At 68.9% G+C, this 16,871-nt stretch carries 16 protein-coding genes; 5 read left to right on the top strand and 11 right to left on the bottom strand.

The genetic code is table 11. The features are described from left to right. Window positions 1-30: 30 nt before the first annotated feature. Window positions 31-846 carry a M90 family metallopeptidase gene (locus K344_RS0114320; protein WP_028081243.1) on the top strand — a complete coding sequence of 272 codons (816 nt, stop codon included), beginning with the start codon at window positions 31-33 and terminating at the stop codon, window positions 844-846. Window positions 847-925: 79 nt separating this feature from the next. Next, window positions 926-1,147 carry a hypothetical protein gene (locus K344_RS0114315; RefSeq protein WP_028081242.1) on the top strand — a complete coding sequence of 74 codons (222 nt, stop codon included), beginning with the start codon at window positions 926-928 and terminating at the stop codon, window positions 1,145-1,147. 49 nt (window positions 1,148-1,196) lie between these two features. On the opposite strand, the gene K344_RS0114310 is transcribed toward K344_RS0114315, so the two are convergent. Both K344_RS0114310 and K344_RS0114305 read right to left on the bottom strand, forming a co-directional pair. Continuing rightward, complete coding sequence (locus tag K344_RS0114310; protein WP_028081241.1) at window positions 1,197-1,886, bottom strand: SPOR domain-containing protein; 690 nt, start codon at window positions 1,884-1,886, stop codon at window positions 1,197-1,199. Window positions 1,887-1,958: 72 nt separating this feature from the next. Further along, a complete protein-coding gene (locus K344_RS0114305) occupies window positions 1,959-3,737 on the bottom strand; it encodes an arginine--tRNA ligase (RefSeq protein ID WP_028081240.1) in 1,779 nt (592 codons plus the stop codon). A gap of 307 nt (window positions 3,738-4,044) precedes the next feature. Between K344_RS0114305 and K344_RS0114300 the strand changes: the two genes are divergently transcribed. Continuing rightward, window positions 4,045-4,620 carry a TMEM165/GDT1 family protein gene (locus K344_RS0114300; RefSeq protein WP_028081239.1) on the top strand — a complete coding sequence of 192 codons (576 nt, stop codon included), beginning with the start codon at window positions 4,045-4,047 and terminating at the stop codon, window positions 4,618-4,620. Between the two features lie 40 nt (window positions 4,621-4,660). On the opposite strand, the gene K344_RS0114295 is transcribed toward K344_RS0114300, so the two are convergent. Beyond that, the gene (locus K344_RS0114295) at window positions 4,661-5,650 is read right to left on the bottom strand and encodes a restriction endonuclease (protein ID WP_028081238.1); all 990 of its coding nucleotides are present in this window, start codon (window positions 5,648-5,650) and stop codon (window positions 4,661-4,663) included. Window positions 5,651-5,725: 75 nt separating this feature from the next. Continuing rightward, window positions 5,726-7,897 (bottom strand): primosomal protein N', encoded by a 2,172-nt coding sequence (locus tag K344_RS0114290; protein ID WP_028081237.1) that lies wholly within the window; start codon window positions 7,895-7,897, stop codon window positions 5,726-5,728. Window positions 7,898-8,284: 387 nt separating this feature from the next. Here K344_RS0114290 and K344_RS0114285 point away from each other — a divergent pair, with 387 nt between their 5' ends. Further along, the gene (locus K344_RS0114285) at window positions 8,285-9,547 is read left to right on the top strand and encodes an MFS transporter (RefSeq protein ID WP_028081236.1); all 1,263 of its coding nucleotides are present in this window, start codon (window positions 8,285-8,287) and stop codon (window positions 9,545-9,547) included. A 9-nt stretch (window positions 9,548-9,556) separates the two neighbouring features. Here the strand turns inward: K344_RS0114285 and K344_RS0114280 are convergent, their stop codons facing one another. From K344_RS0114280 to K344_RS0114270, 3 genes are all read right to left on the bottom strand, one after another. Further along, window positions 9,557-10,123: a YbhB/YbcL family Raf kinase inhibitor-like protein gene (locus tag K344_RS0114280; protein ID WP_028081235.1), complete on the bottom strand. Its 567-nt coding sequence runs from the start codon at window positions 10,121-10,123 to the stop codon at window positions 9,557-9,559. Between the two features lie 91 nt (window positions 10,124-10,214). After that, complete coding sequence (locus K344_RS0114275; RefSeq protein ID WP_051362246.1) at window positions 10,215-11,027, bottom strand: helix-turn-helix transcriptional regulator; 813 nt, start codon at window positions 11,025-11,027, stop codon at window positions 10,215-10,217. Continuing rightward, complete coding sequence (locus K344_RS0114270) at window positions 11,024-11,767, bottom strand: queuosine precursor transporter (protein WP_028081233.1); 744 nt, start codon at window positions 11,765-11,767, stop codon at window positions 11,024-11,026. The genes K344_RS0114275 and K344_RS0114270 overlap by 4 nt, the downstream gene beginning before the upstream one ends. A gap of 236 nt (window positions 11,768-12,003) precedes the next feature. Here K344_RS0114270 and K344_RS0114265 point away from each other — a divergent pair, with 236 nt between their 5' ends. Further along, on the top strand, window positions 12,004-12,804 hold the full coding sequence (locus tag K344_RS0114265; protein WP_028081232.1) for a hypothetical protein: 801 nt from the start codon (window positions 12,004-12,006) through the stop codon (window positions 12,802-12,804). Window positions 12,805-12,873: 69 nt separating this feature from the next. On the opposite strand, the gene K344_RS0114260 is transcribed toward K344_RS0114265, so the two are convergent. From K344_RS0114260 to K344_RS0114245, 4 genes are all read right to left on the bottom strand, one after another. After that, window positions 12,874-14,292, bottom strand: a complete 1,419-nt coding sequence (locus K344_RS0114260; RefSeq protein ID WP_028081231.1) for an NAD(P)(+) transhydrogenase (Re/Si-specific) subunit beta — start codon at window positions 14,290-14,292, stop codon at window positions 12,874-12,876. A 10-nt stretch (window positions 14,293-14,302) separates the two neighbouring features. Then, window positions 14,303-14,614 carry an NAD(P) transhydrogenase subunit alpha part 2 gene (locus tag K344_RS0114255; protein WP_043114505.1) on the bottom strand — a complete coding sequence of 104 codons (312 nt, stop codon included), beginning with the start codon at window positions 14,612-14,614 and terminating at the stop codon, window positions 14,303-14,305. 70 nt (window positions 14,615-14,684) lie between these two features. Next, a complete protein-coding gene (locus K344_RS0114250; RefSeq protein ID WP_028081229.1) occupies window positions 14,685-15,809 on the bottom strand; it encodes an NAD(P) transhydrogenase subunit alpha in 1,125 nt (374 codons plus the stop codon). 198 nt (window positions 15,810-16,007) lie between these two features. After that, window positions 16,008-16,868: a DUF6279 family lipoprotein gene (locus tag K344_RS0114245; RefSeq protein WP_028081228.1), complete on the bottom strand. Its 861-nt coding sequence runs from the start codon at window positions 16,866-16,868 to the stop codon at window positions 16,008-16,010. Between the last annotated feature and the right edge of the window lie 3 nt (window positions 16,869-16,871).

Below are 16,871 nucleotides of genomic sequence, written 5' to 3'. Positions count from 1 at the left end.
GGGGAATCATTTTGTCGGACGCTCTAAGCTGTGGCGGTGCTCTCGCCGCTGATCGTCGCCTGCCTTCTCGTTCTCGCCGCCGTCCTCCATGGCTACGGCCGCCATCGCGCGCGGCAACGCAAGATCGCCGCCGTTCCCGAACGCTGGCGCGAGCGCATCGCCGCGCGCGTGCCGCAGGCGGCCTACGTGCCGCCGGCCCTCGAAGCCCTCTACGCGCAGCGCGTGCAGGCCTTCCTGCGCGACAAGCGCTTCGTCGGCTGCGACGGTTTCGTGGTCGACGACGAGCATCGGCTGATCGTCGCCGGCCTCGTCGGCCTGCTGCTGCTGCGCGACGACGCCGAGGTGTTTCCGCCGCTGCGCAGCGTGCTGCTCTATCCGGCCGCCTTCCTCGTGCCGCACGACGAACCCGACGAGCTGGGCCTCGTCGACGACGAGCCGGTCGAGCAGATCGGCGAATCCTGGCAGGGCGATCGCGTGATCCTGTCCTGGCAGGACGTCGAGGCGGCACTGCGCGGCGACGCGGTCAACGTCGTCGTGCACGAGTTCGCGCACCAGCTCGACGACGAGAATCCCTGGAGCGAAGGCGCGCCGCGGCTCGCCGAGGTCGGCGATTACGCGGCGTGGTCGCAGGTCATGCAGCGCGAGTACGAACGCCTGCAGCGCCACCGCCGGCCGCCGGTGCTCGATCCCTACGGCGCCGAGAGTCCGGGCGAATTCTTCGGCGTGGTCAGCGAAGCTTTCTTCCAGCAGCCGCAGGCCCTGCGCCGCCATCACGCCGAGCTGTACGCGCTGCTCGCCGCCTACTACCGTCTCGACCCGGCGGCGCGCCCGCCGCCATGGCCGTGATTCGTTCAGGCGACGTTCGGCCGCAGCGGGCGCACAATTGCGCCGCCGCACCACGCGGTTTGGGGACAAGGAACGAACCATGGGCATCACCCGGATCATCGGCATCGCGCTGATCGTGCTCGGCGCGGCCGGCCTCGCGTACAAGCAGTTCTCGTACACCAAGGAAACGCACGACGCCAACATCGGCGATCTGCATCTGTCGCTGAAGGAAAAGGAAAGCGTCTCGGTGCCGACCTGGCTCGGCGGCGGCGCCGTGGTGCTCGGCATCGTGCTGCTCGTGCTGCCGGCGCGCAAAAGCTGAGGCGCTGCGCGCCGCGAAGGCCGGCCTGCGCCGGCCTTTTTCATGCGCGCTACTGGAGCTTCACCAGCAGCGCCTGGATGCCGTTCGATTCGAGGCGCGCCATGGTCTGCTGCACGTGCTGCCAGTTCTTGTCCGGCCCGATGCGCACGCGGTAGAAGGTGTCCTTGTTGTCGATCGTCACGCTCTCGATGCGCGCCTCGACACCGATCAGCGCCAGGCTCGCCTTCTGCTTCTCGGCTTCGGCCTGCGAGCGGTACGAGGCGACCTGGATGATGTAGCTGCCGCTGTTGGCGTCGGCGTTTGCCGCCGGCGACGGCGGCGGCGTGCCATCGGCGTTCGGCGGCGCCTGCGGCTTCGGCGTGGCCGGCGGCTGCGCCGACTTCACCGCCTCGTTCGGCAGCACGACTTCCTGGTTCTTGAGAATTTCGTAGAAGGTGAAGCGCTCCTTCTCCTTCGGCGGCAAGGCCAGCGCCTGCGGCTTGCCGCCCTTGCGCGGCGCCGGCCTGGCATCGTCGCCGGCGGTGCCTGCCGCCGCCTCGCCATCGGCCTCGTGCGCCTGCGGCACGAGATGGCTGTTGTCGACCGGCCGCTTGATGTAGACGAAGGCGGCGACCGCCAATCCGAAGGACAGTCCGGCGATCAGCCAGATCCAGCCGGGCACGCCACCACCGCCGCGCTTGCCGGTGCTGCGGGTCTGACGGCGGTTGCCGCTGCTGCGTTGTGCGTAATCGCGGGCCATGCGGGGGCGTTCTCGAAAAGCTTCGTGTCCGGCGGCAAGTCTGTCACGCCGCCGGTGCGGCTCCAAACGCGGCTACATCTTCTCGGGCGCGCTGACGCCGAGAATGGTCAGGCCGTTCTTCAGCACCTGCCGCGTCGCGGCGATCAGCGCGAGGCGCGCGTTCTGCAGCTCGGTGTCGTCGTCGACCAGGAAACGATGCACGTTGTAGTAGCTGTGCAGCGCTTCGGCGAGATCCTTGAGATAGAACACCACGGTATGCGGCGTGTACGCCGCCGCCGCCTTGCGCAGCACTTCCGGATAGCGCGTGAGCAGCGTCAGGAGCGCCTTCTCGTGCTCGGTGTCGAGGCGGTGCAGCGTCGACGCGGCGTCCTCCGCCTTCCAGCGGCCGCCCTTCTCGGCGAGCTGCTCGAATACGCGGCAGATGCGCGCGTGCGCGTACTGCACGTAGTAGACCGGATTGTCGTTCGACTGCGAGCGCGCGAGGTCGATGTCGAATTCCAGATGCTGGTCGTGCGAGCGCGTCAGGTAGAAGAAACGCGTCGCGTCCGTGCCGGCCTCGTCGATCAGATCCTGCAGCGTCACGAAGTTGCCGCTGCGCTTGCCCATGCGGCCGCTCGACAGCGTGACGAACTGGATCAGCTGCACGTTCAGCGCGTCCTTGCGTTCCGTCAGCGCCTCGATCGCCGCGCGCACGCGGGCGATGTAGCCGTGGTGGTCGGCGCCCCACACGTCCATCAGGATCGGCCAGCCGCGATCGAGCTTGTCGACGTGGTAGGCGAGGTCGTTGCAGAAATACGTGGCGGCGCCGTCGGCCTTGATCAGCACGCGGTCCTTCTCGTCGCCGAAGGCCTCGGTGCGCATCCACAGCGCGCCGTCCTTCTCGTAAGTCAGGCCCTTGTCGGCAAGCCGCTTGAGCGCCTTCTGCACGAAGCCGGATTTCACCAGCGCCGCTTCCGACGACCACTGGTCGAAGCCGACGTTGAAATCGGCGAGCGTCTTTTTGATGACGCCGAGCTGTTCGGCGAGCGCGGTCTGCTTGACGGTTTCCCAGCCGGCGTCGCCGAGCAGCGCGCGCGCGCGCGTGATCAGCACGTCGGCATAGGCTTCCTGCTGCAGCTTGATGCGGTCCTTGTCGGCATCGCTGGCGCCGTCCGGAACCTGCGGCTCGGCGTAGACGCCGTCGAGCACCGCGGCGGCGCTGCGCTTGAGCGTGTCGCCGACCGTCGCGCGCAGCGCCGCCGCGGTGCGCCGGATGTAGTCGGCCGGATAGCCGCGCTTGGGGAACGGCAGCGTCTCGCCGCACAGTTCCAGATAGCGCAGCCACACCGAGATCGCGAGGATGTCGACCTGGCGGCCGGCGTCGTTGATGTAGTACTCGCGCCACACCGTCCAGCCAGTCGCCGCGAGCAGCTTGGCGATCGAATCGCCGTAGGCGGCGTTGCGGCCGTGGCCGACGTGCATAGGCCCGGTCGGATTGGCCGAGACGAACTCGACCATGATGCGGCCCTTGGTGCCGGAATCGTCGCGGCCGTACTGCGCGCCCTGCGCGAGCACGTCGGCGATGACGTTCTGGAATGCCGTGCGGTTCAGGAAGAAATTGATGAAACCCGGCCCGGCGATCTCGACCTTGGTGACGCTCGCCGAGGCCGGCAGCGCCGCGACCAATGCCTCGGCGACGGCGCGCGGCGGCTTGCCGAGCGGCTTGGCCAGCTGCAGCGCCAGATTGGTCTGGAAGTCGCCGAACTTCGCGTCCTTCGTCGCGTCGAGGTTGATCGCCGGTCGCGCCGCGTCCGATCCAGCAAGGATCTGGTCGAGGGCGTGGGCAAGCAATTCCTGCAGCTGCGTTTTCATCGAAGAAGCCGGCGGGCAAAAGTTTTTGGGCGCGGATTGTAGCCGGGGGGCCTCTCCGCCGTCTTTTGCCGGCCGGCGCAATCGGGTAGGCTGCGCGTCGTTTTTGGGGAGTAGCCGTTCCGCGCAAGGCGGAAAGCCGCGTCAACATACTTGCCGGCCCTTCGAGCGGCATGGCGCGGCCAGCAGCGAGGTCTTCGGACCCGCGGTGTGGCGAGACCAGGACTTGCGAGGCGGTCGCCGGTCGGCTTCGCGCGTCCGGTCTTGCGCAACGCCCGGCTCACGCAGTTTCCGAACAAGACATCAGACCATGGAAGCTTTTCTCGTCTCGACCGGTGTCGTGCTGCTCGGCGAAATCGGCGACAAAACCATGCTGCTCGCGCTGCTGCTCGCCACGCGCTTCCGCAGGCCGCTGCCGGTGATCGCCGGCATCCTCGTCGCGACCCTGCTCAATCACGCGCTCGCCGGCCTGATCGGCGGCTGGGTGCGCACGGTGCTGCCGTCCGGATGGCTGCCGTGGATCGTCGGCGGGCTGTTCATCGCCGTCGGCCTGTGGGCGCTGGTGCCGGACAAGATCGACGAGGACGAGGCGAAGCCGGCCGGCGACGGCAGCGCCTTCCTGGTGACGGCGCTGGCCTTCTTCCTCGCCGAGATCGGCGACAAGACGCAGATCGCCACCACCCTGCTCGCCGCGCGCTTCGATTCGCTGCTCGCCGTCGTCGCCGGCACCACGACCGGCATGATGCTCGCCGACGTGCCGGTGATCTTCATCGGCAGCGCGCTCGCCGCGAAACTGCCGCTGAAGGCGATCCGCATCGTCGCCGCCGGCCTGTTCATCACGCTCGGCGTGACGACCCTGGTCTTCCGGCACGCGGTCGGCGGTTAGAGGCTGAGAAGCACGGGCATAGAAAGCAGCTGCTTGGCTGCTATGCCGGCCAGTAGATTCGCTTCAACGGGACAATGCGTTTGGTTTCGGCATCGGTCGAATCGTAGTGCTCGATGAGTGCGCGAACCACATTGTCAAGTGTCCACAGGGTAACTGGGATAGACGCGCGATCAGCCTCGTATTGGGCGTCCTTGCTGAAGCCTCCTGTGCTGACATAGAGCCCGCGATCGTCCTTATGCCTTCCGCCGAGAAAACTGCGAATTTGCTGGCTGCCCATCGATTCCTGGCGATGCTTAACCTCGACGACGATGCGGGGATGCTCGAAACCAAAACCGTCGGGGGAAGCAACAATATCCTTGCCGCGATCTGACCCGGGCGGTGAGACCTGAGTTTTGTAGCCCATCGCGCGCAAGATGCCCGCGACTAGTTGCTGCATTTCGTTCCAGTCCAGTTCATTAACGCGGTCCTTGATCCTCTCGATCGCTTGTAAATCTATGCTGGCCAATGGGTCGGCGACGACTTCGTCACTTTCATCTTTCGCAGGCGCCGGGCGGCCTTTGTGTATGGCCAGGATTTCGGCCATGGCACTCGGCGAAACCTCGAACACGGTCAGGGTCGATCCCAAAATATTCTTAGTGCCCGTGCTGAGGCTATCGCGAGCGAGCTCGGATACATACCATTGCACCTTGCGCGCCAGAGGCATGTCTTGCTCGCCCCATTCGGGATGGTGCTCCGCTGGGCCGGCAACGGTTCCGAGCCGGTACATGCGGTTGAATGGCGAATACGTGATGATCCAGTCGCCATTCTGAATCTCGTTGACGAAGCGCCATACCTGCGATGCTCCCGAAACCACGGCGCCACGCTTCATTTGCGGCTGAGCCTTTTCGTACAAGGCAATCAAGCCTTCGCGAGAAACGCCAGGCTTGGCGTGTTCGGCCAGTTGATCCCAGCCAATCGCAATGACCTCATTCTCCCGGAAAGCGTCGTACAGGCTTCCGCCATCGCCGCGAACCATCCACATTCTCGCCATGCCATCTCCCCTGAGATATCGGCATATTGCCGAGTTCTGCGGAGGCCCGTTAGCCTTTGGTTCTTGCGGCTCGCCTCAAAACAGATCCGCCGGATCGACGTCGACCGACCAGCGCACGCGGCGGGATTCGGGCAGTTCGCCGAGGCGCGGCACGGTGGCGGCGAGCGCGCGCTGCAGCGCGGCGCGGCTGTCGGCCTGCAGCAGCAGCTGTGCGCGGGTGTAGCCGGCACGGCGCTCCATGCCGGAGGGGATCGGCTCCATCGCCTGCACGTCGGTGAACGGCGCGTACAGTGCCCGCGCGCCGCGCAGGAAGCGCAGCGGCAGCGCGGCGTCTTCGGACTCGGCGCGCAGCAGCGCGAGGTGCGCATACGGCGGCAGCCTGGCCATCGCGCGCTCCTCGAGCAACGCGTCGGCGAGCGCATCGTAGCCGCGCTCGACCAGCGTGCGCAGCAAGGGGTGCTGCGGCTCGTGCGTCTGCAGCCAGACCTCGCCGGCCTGACCCGCGCGGCCGGCGCGGCCGGCGACCTGCGTGACCAGCTGGCCCATGCGTTCGATCGCGCGGAAGTCGGCCCCGTACAGCGCCTGGTCGGCGGAAACGATGCCGACCAGCGACAGATTCGGGAAATCGTGACCCTTGGCGAGGATTTGCGTGCCGACCAGCACGTCGATCGTCTGCGCGCGCACGTCGGCGAGCAGGCGCTCCAGTTCATGGCGCTTGCCGAGGCGGTCGGAGTCGAGCCGTTCGATGCGCTTGCGCGGATAACGGTTGGCGAGCGCCTGCTCGATGCGCTCGGTGCCCTGGCCGAGCGGCATCAGTTCGCTCTGGCCGCAGGACGGGCAGACCTTCGGCACGCTCTGCTGCGCCCCGCAGTGATGGCAGATCAGGCGGCCGCGACCGCGATGCAGCGTCAGGCGCGCATCGCAGGCGGTGCAGGCGGCGCGCCAGCCGCAGGCATGGCACAGCAGCATCGGCGCGTAGCCGCGACGATTGATGAAGAGCAGCGCCTGCTCGCCGCGTTCGAGGCAGGCGTCCAGCGCGCCGAGCAGGGCCGGCGACAGGCCGTGCGCCAGCGCCTGGCCGCGCACGTCGAGCAGGCCGATCCGCGGCGGCGGCTGCGCGTGCACGCGCTCGCGCAGGCGCACCGCGCGGTAGCGGCCGCTGCGCGCGTTGTGCAGCGATTCGAGCGAGGGCGTCGCGCTGCCGAGGATGACTTCCGCCTGCAGGCGCCGCGCGCGCACGATGGCCAGATCGCGCGCCGAATAGCGGAAGCCGTCCTGCTGCTTGTACGAGGGATCGTGCTCCTCGTCGACGATGATGAGGCCGAGGCGCGCGAACGGCACGAACACCGCCGAGCGCGTGCCGACGATGACCGGCGCGACACCGGCGCGCGCGGCCAGCCAGGCCTGCTCGCGCTCGCCCTCGCTCATGCCGGAATGGAAGCTCAGCACACGCGGCCCGAGCCGTTCGCGCAGGCGCTCGGTCAGCTGCGGCGTCAGGCTGATCTCGGGCACCAGCACCAGCGCCTGCCGGCCTTGCGCGAGCATCGCCTCGATGCGGCGCAGATAGAGCTCGGTCTTGCCGCTGCCGGTCACGCCTTCGAGCAGGCTGACGCGGAAGCCGGCCTCGCCGCCGCACTCCAGTTCGGCGAGCGCCCGCGCCTGCGCGGCGGTGAGCGTCGGCGCCGCGGCGCAAGGCGCCGCTTGCGTATCGACGGCGCGGCATTCGACCCAGCCGCGTGCACCGAGGCGCGCGCGCATGGCCGCGGCGGCGCTCCAGTCGGCGGACGGCAGCGCCCGCGAGCGCAGCGCTTCCAGCGCGGCGCGCTGGGCGCGATGGCGCTCCGGCAGCGCGGCGAGCGCCTCGCGGCCGGCCGCCGTCAGCTGCCACTGCTGCGGCAGGTGCAGCTCGGCGCGGCCCTCGTGCTTGAGGCTGCCGGGCAGCGCGGCGGCGATCACCTCGCCGAGCGGATGCCGGTAGTACTCGGCGGCCCATTCGCAGAGCCCCAGCAGGTCCGGATCGAGCAGCGGCGCCTCGTCGAGCACGGCGCCGAGCGGGCGGTAGTCCTGGCCGTCGTCGGGCGCCTCGAACGGCGCGCGCACGACGACGCCGGTCAGCTGGCGGCGGCCGAACGGCACGCGCACGCGCAGGCCCGGCCGCAGCTGCGCGGCCTGTCCGGCGACGACGCGATAGTCGAAGTGCCGGTAGAGCGGCACCGGCACCGCGACGCTGGTCAGCAGCTGGCGCATGAGTTGTGGATAAGCATGTGAATGGCGCACCGCTTTGGCGCTTGGCCGAGCGCTTCGCCGTCTCCGCCAGGCCGCGCAAAGACGTGGGAGCAGGAAAATATTCCTTTCCCGATCAATTCATTGTGACGACATGAATAGAATGTTAATGAAGCGTGGCTTGATTGTGTCGCCATTTTTTGCTGAGCGCCGCTTGTGCATAAGGATTTCTCAGGCGTGTCCTGCACGCGGCGTCGCGGCACGCTCCGGCGCGGCATCTTATCGGCCGCGCGAGCGGCGCGCTGGCGCTTGCCCGGCGCGGCCACCCGGCCGCTTGCCGCGCATCGCCCAGCTGTGGCGGGCACCCACAGGCTCTAGAATGCCGCGCTTTCCCCCGCCCGAGCCGCCCTCTTGTCCGCCCCGTCTCCCAGCGCCGGCGCGCACGTATCGTTCGCCGCCCTGCGCCACCCCGGCTACCGCGTCTATTTCGCGCTGTCGGCGATCGTCATGATGGCCGACAGCATCGAGCACGTGATCAGCTACTGGGTCCTCTTCCAGAAATTCCATTCGCCGGCGCTCGGCGGCTTCGCGGTCGTCTCGCACTGGCTGCCGTACCTGCTGTTCTCGGTGCTGTCCGGCGCGCTCGCCGACCGCTTCGATCCGCGGCGCATGATCCAGCTCGGCATGGTGCTGTTCTGCGGCGTGTCGCTGGCCTGGGGCCTGCTGTTCATCACCGACACGCTGCAGGTCTGGCACGCCGCGCTGCTGCTGGTGGTGCACGGCTGCGCCGGCGTGCTGTGGGGGCCGCCGTCGCAGGTGCTGCTGCACGACATCGTCGGCCGCGAGCATCTGCAGAGCGCGGTGCGGCTCAACGCGACCTCGCGCCAGCTCGGCCTGCTGTTCGGGCCGGCGGTCGGCAGCGGCCTGCTGCTGGTCTTCGGCCCGAGACTCGGCATCCTGATCAATGCCGCGCTCTATCTGCCCTTCATCGTCTGGCTGGCGACCGCGCCGTACGGGCCGCGCTTCCGCGCCGCCGGCACCGGCGTCGCGCGGCGCGCGGTGCGCAGCCTCGGCGACATCGGCCGGGCGATCCGCGAGATCGCGCAGCATCGCGTGATCCTCATGATGACGGTGCTGGCCGGCGGCGCCTCGCTGTGCATCGGCAACGCCTACCAGGCGCAGATGCCGGGCTTCGCCCACGATTTCGGGCTCGCGCACGTCGATTCTTCGTACGGCGCGCTGCTCGGCGCCGATGCGGCCGGCGCGCTGATCGCCGGCTTCGTGCTGGAAAGCCGCGGCCTGCTGCCGCCGCATCCGCGCAGCGCCTGCATCCTCGCCATGATCTGGTGCGCGGCGCTCGGCAGCTTCGCGCTGAATCCGTACTACGCGCTGGCGCTGCCGCTCTTGTTCGTCGCCGGCTTCGTCGAGCTGTCGTTCAACTCGATGGCGCAGACCCTGGTGCAGCTGCACGCGCCGGCCGCGATGCGCGGCCGCGCGATCGGCGTCTACAACATGTTCGCGATGGGCATGCGCACCTTCAGCGGCGTGACCATCGGCCTCGCCGGCGCGCGCGTCGGCATCCATGCCTCGCTCGCCGCCAGCGCCGCCGCCCTGTTCATCATCGCCGGCTGGCTGCTGCAGCGCAGCCGGCGTCCCTCGCGGGACGCCGGCTGAGCCCGGCGCTCAGCGCCCGTAGCGCGCGGTGATGCGCGCCGAAGCCAGGGTGTGCGCGTGGATCATGAAGCCGGCCAGCGCCGGCGTCGCGTTCGCCGGCAGCTCCAGCACGCTGTCGAGCGCATAGACCGTGAACACGTAGCGATGCGGCTTGTCGCCCGGCGGCGGACAGGCGCCGCCGTAACCCGGCGCGCCGAAGTCGGTCGACAGCTGGCGGGCACCGGCGGGCAGCATCGCGCCGTCGGCGCCGCCGGCCGCGGCGGGCAGTTGCACGGTGTCCGCCGGCAGGTTGACGACGACCCAGTGCCACCAGCCGCTGCCGGTCGGCGCGTCGGGATCGTAGACGGTCAGCGCGTAACTCTTGGTGCCGACCGGGCCGGCGCTCCAGGTCAGCGCCGGCGAGCGATTGCCGCCGTGGCAGCCGAAGCCTTCGAGCACCTGCGCGTCGGCCAGCGTCCGCTGTTCGGCGATGTCCGGACTCGTCAGGCGAAACGGCCTTGCGGCCGGCGCGGCCGTGCACACGGCGGTGACCGCGCTCAGCGCGATCGCGATGGCGGACAGGGGGTGCTTCGACATTGGCAGGCTCCTTCTCCGGAAACGGCCGCCAGTGTGGCGCGGCGCGTCCGGCGCCGGTGCGCCGAAACGCGCAAGCGCGGCGCCGATACGCTCAGCGTGCGCGCTGCGGCACACGGACCGCCGACGGCGCGAGGCCGTAGCGACGGCGAAAGGCGGCGGCAAAGCGCGAGGCGGAGCGATAGCCGGCGTCGAAGGCGATGCGCTCGATCGGCCGCGTCGTGCTCTGCAGCTGCGCGAGCGCCTGGCCGAGGCGCAGATCGTCGAGCAGCGCGCGCAGGCTGCTGTGCTCGTCGGCGAGACGGCGGCGCAGCGTCGCCGGGCTCATGGCGAGGCGCGCGGCGATCTCGGCGCTGCGCCAGGCGCGCGCCGGATCGGCCGCGATCAGCATGCGCACGCGCTCGGCGATGCCCGCTTCGGCGCGCAGGCCGGCGATGAAGCCCTGCTCGGCGAGCGCCAGCCACACCTCCTCGAAGCGGTGGCGCAGCAGGCTGTCGGGCAGCGCCGGCGCGGTCGCCAGGCCGTCGCGCAGATGCAGCACGGCCTGCACCAGCGCCGCGTCCGGCCGCAGCCGCAGCCAGGGCGACGGTTCCACATCGCGGCGCTCGCCGCGCAGCAGCCGGGCGTCGAACTCGATGCACAGCGCTTCGTAGGGCGCGCCGTCACCCGGCGGAATGTTCTCGACGTCGATCTGCTCGCCCGCCGGCACCGCGAACCATTGCCCGGCTTCGAATACCGTGCATGCGTCGCCGCGGCGCAGCTGCTTGCGGCCGCTCTGCACCGCGATCAGGGCCGGCGCCGCGAAGCGCACGCTGCGCAGCAGGTGCCGGGCGCGCGTGCTGATCTGCAGATAACCGCCCAGTCCGGCGCGCGCCGCCGCGGGCGGCCGCTCGCCCGCCACGCTCATGCGCGCGTGCGCACGTCGCCTTCGTCGCGCAGCGAGAACGGCGTGAAGCGCGTGTCGGTGTCGTAGGTGTCGACCCCTTCGGCGCGCTTCAGCGCGGCGACGATCTTGTAGGTCACCGGCGTCATCACGACCTCGACGCAGACCTTGAACACGAAGTTGAAGAGGATCACGCCGATCATCGCGTCGAAGCTCCACAGACCGGCGAAGGCGATCGGATAGAACAGCGCGGAGTCGGCGAACTGGCCGCAGATCGTCGAGCCGATGGTGCGCGTCCACAGGTGCTTGCCCTGCGTCCACACCTTCATCTTCGCCATCACGTATGAGTTGAGGAAGTCGCCGACCCAGTAGGCGACCATGCTGCCGACGACCACGCGCCAGGTGTTGCCGAGCGCGGTTTCCAGCGCCGGCTGCAGCGCGCGGTTGTAGTCGTCGTTGGCGGCCGGCATGTTGAGCACGGCGTAGGTCATGAAGGTGGCGAACAGCATCGCCCCGAAGCCCGCCCAGATCGCGCGGCGTGCACGCGCGTAGCCGTACACCTCGGTGAGCACGTCGCCGAAGATGTAGCCGATCGGGAAGAACAGATTGCCGGCCGAGAAGGAGAACATGCCGAACAGCGGCAGATGGATCTCGCAGATCTTGCCGGGGCCGATCAGGTTCGAGCACAGCAGCACGGCGACCGTGCCGCCGAGCAGGAAGTCGTAGTAGCGGAAGCCGTGCGTCGGCTGGGCGCGGGCAGTCATGGGCGGATGATCCGGTGCGATGAAACGAAAGCGGCGGCCTGGCCGTCGGCGCCGCAGCATAGCGCAAGCGCCGCGGTCGACGACGATGCCGGCGCACTCCGCGCGATTCGCCGCCGCGCCCCGGCATCGGCCGGCGCACGCCGCGTTCAGGGGGGGCCTGCCTGTGAAGCGGTTCACGAGCGCCGGCGCCGTACCGGCGTACCGTCATCGCTTCGCTGTCGCACGAGGGGACCGCCATGCCGAAGCTCACATCGAAGCTGCGCGATGAATACGAGCAGTTGTTCGCCGCCTGCCAGATCCGCCCGGAGCGGCGCACGCAGGTCGAGCGCATCGCCGGCCAGGTGCTCGACAACCGGCCGCGCTACGAAGCCGTCGGCGCGCCGCTCGGCATCCCCTGGTACGTGGTCGGCGCGATCCACAATCTCGAAGCGAGCCTGTCGTTCCGCACGCATCTGCACAACGGCGATCCGCTGACCGCGCGCACCGTGCACGTGCCGGCCGGGCGGCCGGCCAGCGGCGCGCCGCCGTTCAGCTGGGAAGACAGCGCACGCGACGCCCTGACGCTTGAAGGCATGAACGGCCTCGACGACTGGAGCCTGTCGGCGACGCTGTATCGCCTCGAGGGCTACAACGGCTGGGGCTATCGCAAGCAGCATCCCGACGTGCTGAGCCCGTATCTCTGGAGCTTTTCGAACCAGTACGAACGCGGCAAGTACGTCGCCGACGGCAAGTGGAGCGCGAGCGCGGTGTCCGACCAGTGCGGTGCGGCGACCCTGTTGCGCCGTCTCGCCGAGCTGCAGCAGGTCGTCTTCCCGCCGCGGCCGAACGAGGCGCCGGCGACGCCGCAGCTCGTGCGCTACTCGCCGACCAAGCTGCGCAACCCCGTGGAGTACGCGCGCGCCGTCGCCCTGCAGGAATGGCTCAACACGCACCCCGGCATCTACGTGCGCGTCGACGGCGCGCCGGGCCCGCGTACCTCGGACGCCTGGCGCGCGCTGACGGGTTCGTACCTGCCGGGCGATCCGCGCGCGGGCTGATGCGCGCCGCGCGCCGCATCAACAAAAAGGCCGCCCGAGGGCGGCCTTTTCTTCAGCTGCAGCAAACGCTCAGTGGCCGCCTTCGAGCGACTTCACCGCCTGGATCATCGCGACCATCACCTTCTGCGCGTCGCCGTAGACCATGTTGCAGTTGTCGCGGAAGAACAGCTCGTTCTCGACGCCCGAGTAGCCCTTGCCCTGACCGCGCTTGACGACGTAGACCTGCTTGGCCTGGTCGACGTTGAGGATCGGCATGCCGTAGATCGGCGAGCTCTTGTTGGTGCGCGCCGCCGGGTTCACGGTGTCGTTGGCGCCGATGACGATGGCGACGTCGGCTTCCTTGAACTCGTTGTTGATGTCTTCCATGTCGTAGATGATGTCGTAAGGCACGCCGGCTTCGGCGAGCAGCACGTTCATGTGACCGGGCATGCGCCCGGCGACCGGATGGATGGCGAACTTCACCTCGACGCCGGCGTCCTGGATCAGCTTCACGAACTCGTAGAGCTTGTGCTGCGCCTGCGCCACCGCGAGGCCGTAGCCCGGCGCGATGATGACCTTCGAGGCGTAGCGCATGTTGATGCCGGCGTCGCCCGCATCGACCGGCTTCATGCTGCCGCTGATCTCGCCCTGCTGCTCGTCGCCGGCGGCGCCGAAGTTGGAGAACAGCACGTTCGACACCGAGCGGTTCATGGCCTTGGCCATCAGCAGCGTCAGCAGCGTGCCGGCCGAGCCGACCACCATGCCGGCGATCATCAGCGCCGGGTTGTTCAGCACGTAGCCTTCGAAGCCGACGGCGAGGCCGGTGAAGGCGTTGTACAGCGAGATCACGACCGGCATGTCGGCGCCGCCGATCGGCATGGTCATCATCACGCCGTAGAACAGTGCCAGCGCGAAGAACACCGCGAGCACCGCGACCGGCACCTGGCCGTGCGCGTAGACGACGTAGGCGCCGATGCCGACGAGGACCAGCAGCAGCGTGCCGTTGATGGCCTGCAGGCCAGCGAGGCGCAGCGTCTTGTTGATGCGGCCATCGAGCTTGCCCCAGGCGATCAGCGAGCCGGACAGCGAGATCGAGCCGATCAGGCCGCCGAGCACGGCGAGCGCGAGGCCGACGCCGACGTGCGCCTTGCCGCCGAACAGCTCGATCGCGGCGATCGCCGCGGCGGCGCCGCCGCCCATGCCGTTGTACAGCGCGACCATCTGCGGCATCGCGGTCATCGCCACCTTCTTGCCGCTCCACCAGGCCCAGCCGAGGCCGAGCACGAGCGCGATCACGGCAAGAATGACGTTGGTGGTGAGGAACGGCCTGGCGTCCGGCTCGACGTCGACGACGTAGAGGAAGCTGGCGAGCACGGCGACGACCATGCCGAGGCCGGCCCAGCGGATGCCGGTCGAAGCCGTGACCGGGCTCGACATGCGCTTGAGGCCAAAGATGAAAAGGAACGCGGCGACGAAGTACGCCGAGTCGATGATCAATGCGGCATTCATGGCGGTCCCCTTAGCCCTTCTTCTTGTCGGAAGGCTTGAACATTTCGAGCATGCGCTCGGTGACGACGTAGCCGCCGGCGGCATTGCCGGCGCCGAGCAGCACGCCGACGAAGCCGATCACCTGCTGCGTCGTGCTCGAGGCATTGATCAGCGCCCACAGCGCGCCGACCACGACGATGCCGTGGATGAAGTTCGAGCCCGACATCAGCGGCGTGTGCAGGATCGCCGGCACGCGGCCGATGATCTCGAAGCCGGTGAAGGCGGCGAGCATGAAGATGTAGAGGGCCACGAAGCCCGTCAGGATGGTGGTCGTGTATTCCATGTTCAACTCCGTGATTCGTGATCGATGATTCGTGATTCGCAGATCGGCTTTGCCAATCACCCATCGCGAATCACGTTTCAACGGCTTTCTTGGCGGCTTCGTTCTTGATCTCGCCGCCGTGCGTCAGCGCCGTCTTGGCGAGCACTTCGTCGTTCCAGTCGAACGCGATCTTGCCGTCCTTGACGAACAGCTCGATCAGGTTGAACTGGTTCTTCGCGTACAGCTCCGAAGCATGCTCGGCGAGCAGCGAAGGCACGTTGAGCGGCGCGGCGATCGTCACCTGGCCGATCTGCACGGTCTGGCCCGGTTGCGAGTATTCGCAGTTGCCGCCGCCTTCCGCGGCGAGGTCGATGATGACCGCGCCGTTCTTCATGCCGTCGACCTGCGCCTTGCTGACCAGCTTCGGCGACGGACGGCCCGGGATCGACGCGGTGGTGATGACCACGTCGGCCTGCTGGATGTGCTTGGTGATGACCGCGGCGACCTTGTCCTTCTCCGCCGGCGTCAGCTCGCGCGCGTAACCACCTTCACCGCGCGCATCGACGCCGGTGTCGACGAACTTGGCACCGAGCGATTCGGCCTGTTCCTTGGTTTCCGGACGCACGTCGTAGCCTTCCGTCATCGCGCCGAGGCGGCGCGCGGTGGCCAGTGCCTGCAGGCCGGCGACGCCGAGGCCCATGACCAGCACCTTGGCCGGACGGATCGAGCCGACCGCGGTGGTCATCATCGGCAGGATGCGCGCGAGGTTGGTCGCGCCGAGCAGCGCGCCGTAGTAGCCGGCCAGCGCCGCCTGCGAGGACAGCGCGTCCATGGCCTGCGCGCGCGTGATGCGCGGCACCAGCTCCATCGCCAGGGTGGTGATCTTCTTGTCGCGCAGCAGCCGGGTGAGATCGGCTTCCTTGTGCGCGTAGACGAACGACAGCAGCACGCTGCCGTCCTTCATGGCGTTGACGACCGAGGCGTCCGGCGGCTGCACCGCCACGACGATGTCGGCGTCGCTGACCAGCCCCTGCGGGTTGGCGGCGAAGGTGACGTTCTTGAACGCCGAGTCCGGAATGCGGCTGGCGGCGCCCGCCTCCGACTGCATGTGAATCTCGCAACCCAGCTTGACGAGCTTGTCGGCGACGGCGGGAACGAGCGCCACGCGGCGTTCGTTGGCGCGAGTCTCCTTCAGCACGGCGATTTTGACCGGCATATCTGATGGCTCCCAGAGCGCTAAAACGGAATCGGCAAATCCGCGTCCATACCTATCTTGTGGCAGGTTCGAGCACGCGAACGGCCGCCAAGTCTAGCGGAACGATGGGGGAATAACACCCAGACGCGGACGACGGAACGCGCCCCGACGGCCGTGCCGGAGCGCAAGTCGGCCGGCCGACGACACGCCCCCGGAGGTTCAGGTCGCGGCGGCGCCCGGCGATCGCGAAAGGGCTTCGAGCTGCTCGGCCAGTTCGAGCAGGCGTTGCCGCAGGTGCTCGCGCTGCGCGGCGTCCAGTGTCGGCGCCAGCTGCGCGAACAGCTGCAGCCAGCGCTCGCGGTTGGCCGCGAAGGCGCGGCGCTGCTCGGCCGTCCACAGCCGGTCGCCGGCGGTGACCAGCGGCGTCAGCCGCGCGCAGAAATCCGCGGCGCCGCGCTGCGCGAGCGTGGCCGCCAGGGCGTCGCGCCAGCGCTGGCGGAACGCCAGCCACGGGCCGGCGACCCAGGGCCGCGTCGCGTTCCAGTCGTGCACCATCTGTTTCTGCGCCGGCCTCAGCTCGCCGAGCCAGTGCCCCAGGCTCTTGCGCAGCGAGCGCTCGGCCTTGTCACGCAACGCGTCTTCCGGCGCGTCGACCGCTTCCTCGGCGTAGTCGCGCAGATCGTCGTCGGCCTGTTCGAGCAGCGATTTCACCTGCGCCGCGCCCAGGCTCGCGCCCAGCGGGCACAGCACCGGCATCAGGTGCTCGAGCGCAGGCGTCCACAGCGCGCCGTATTCGTCCGCCCAGCGTTCGAGCTCGGCGTCGTCCGGCGGCGTGTCGACGCGCGCGGCGATGCGCCGCAGCGCCGCGGCGTAGCGCGGCAGCTCGCTGCGGCGGTGCCAGTCCCAGAACGTGCGGAAGTCGGCGTCGAAGCGCGCGCGCTGCGCCTTGTCCATGTCCACGTACTTGCCGAGTTCCCAGCGCGCGATGAAGTCCAGCCGGTTGTAGGCGAACTGCGCGGCGCTGCAGGCCACGACGAGCGCGGCGCAGGCAAGGGACGCGGCGAGACGAAACGGACGCATGCG

It is taken from the genome of Solimonas soli DSM 21787 (assembly GCF_000474945.1).
In the GTDB taxonomy this organism is placed as follows: Bacteria; Pseudomonadota; Gammaproteobacteria; order Nevskiales; family Nevskiaceae; genus Solimonas; species Solimonas soli.
Note: the sequence above shows the minus strand (reverse complement) of the source record. Positions and strands in the feature narration are given on the sequence as shown.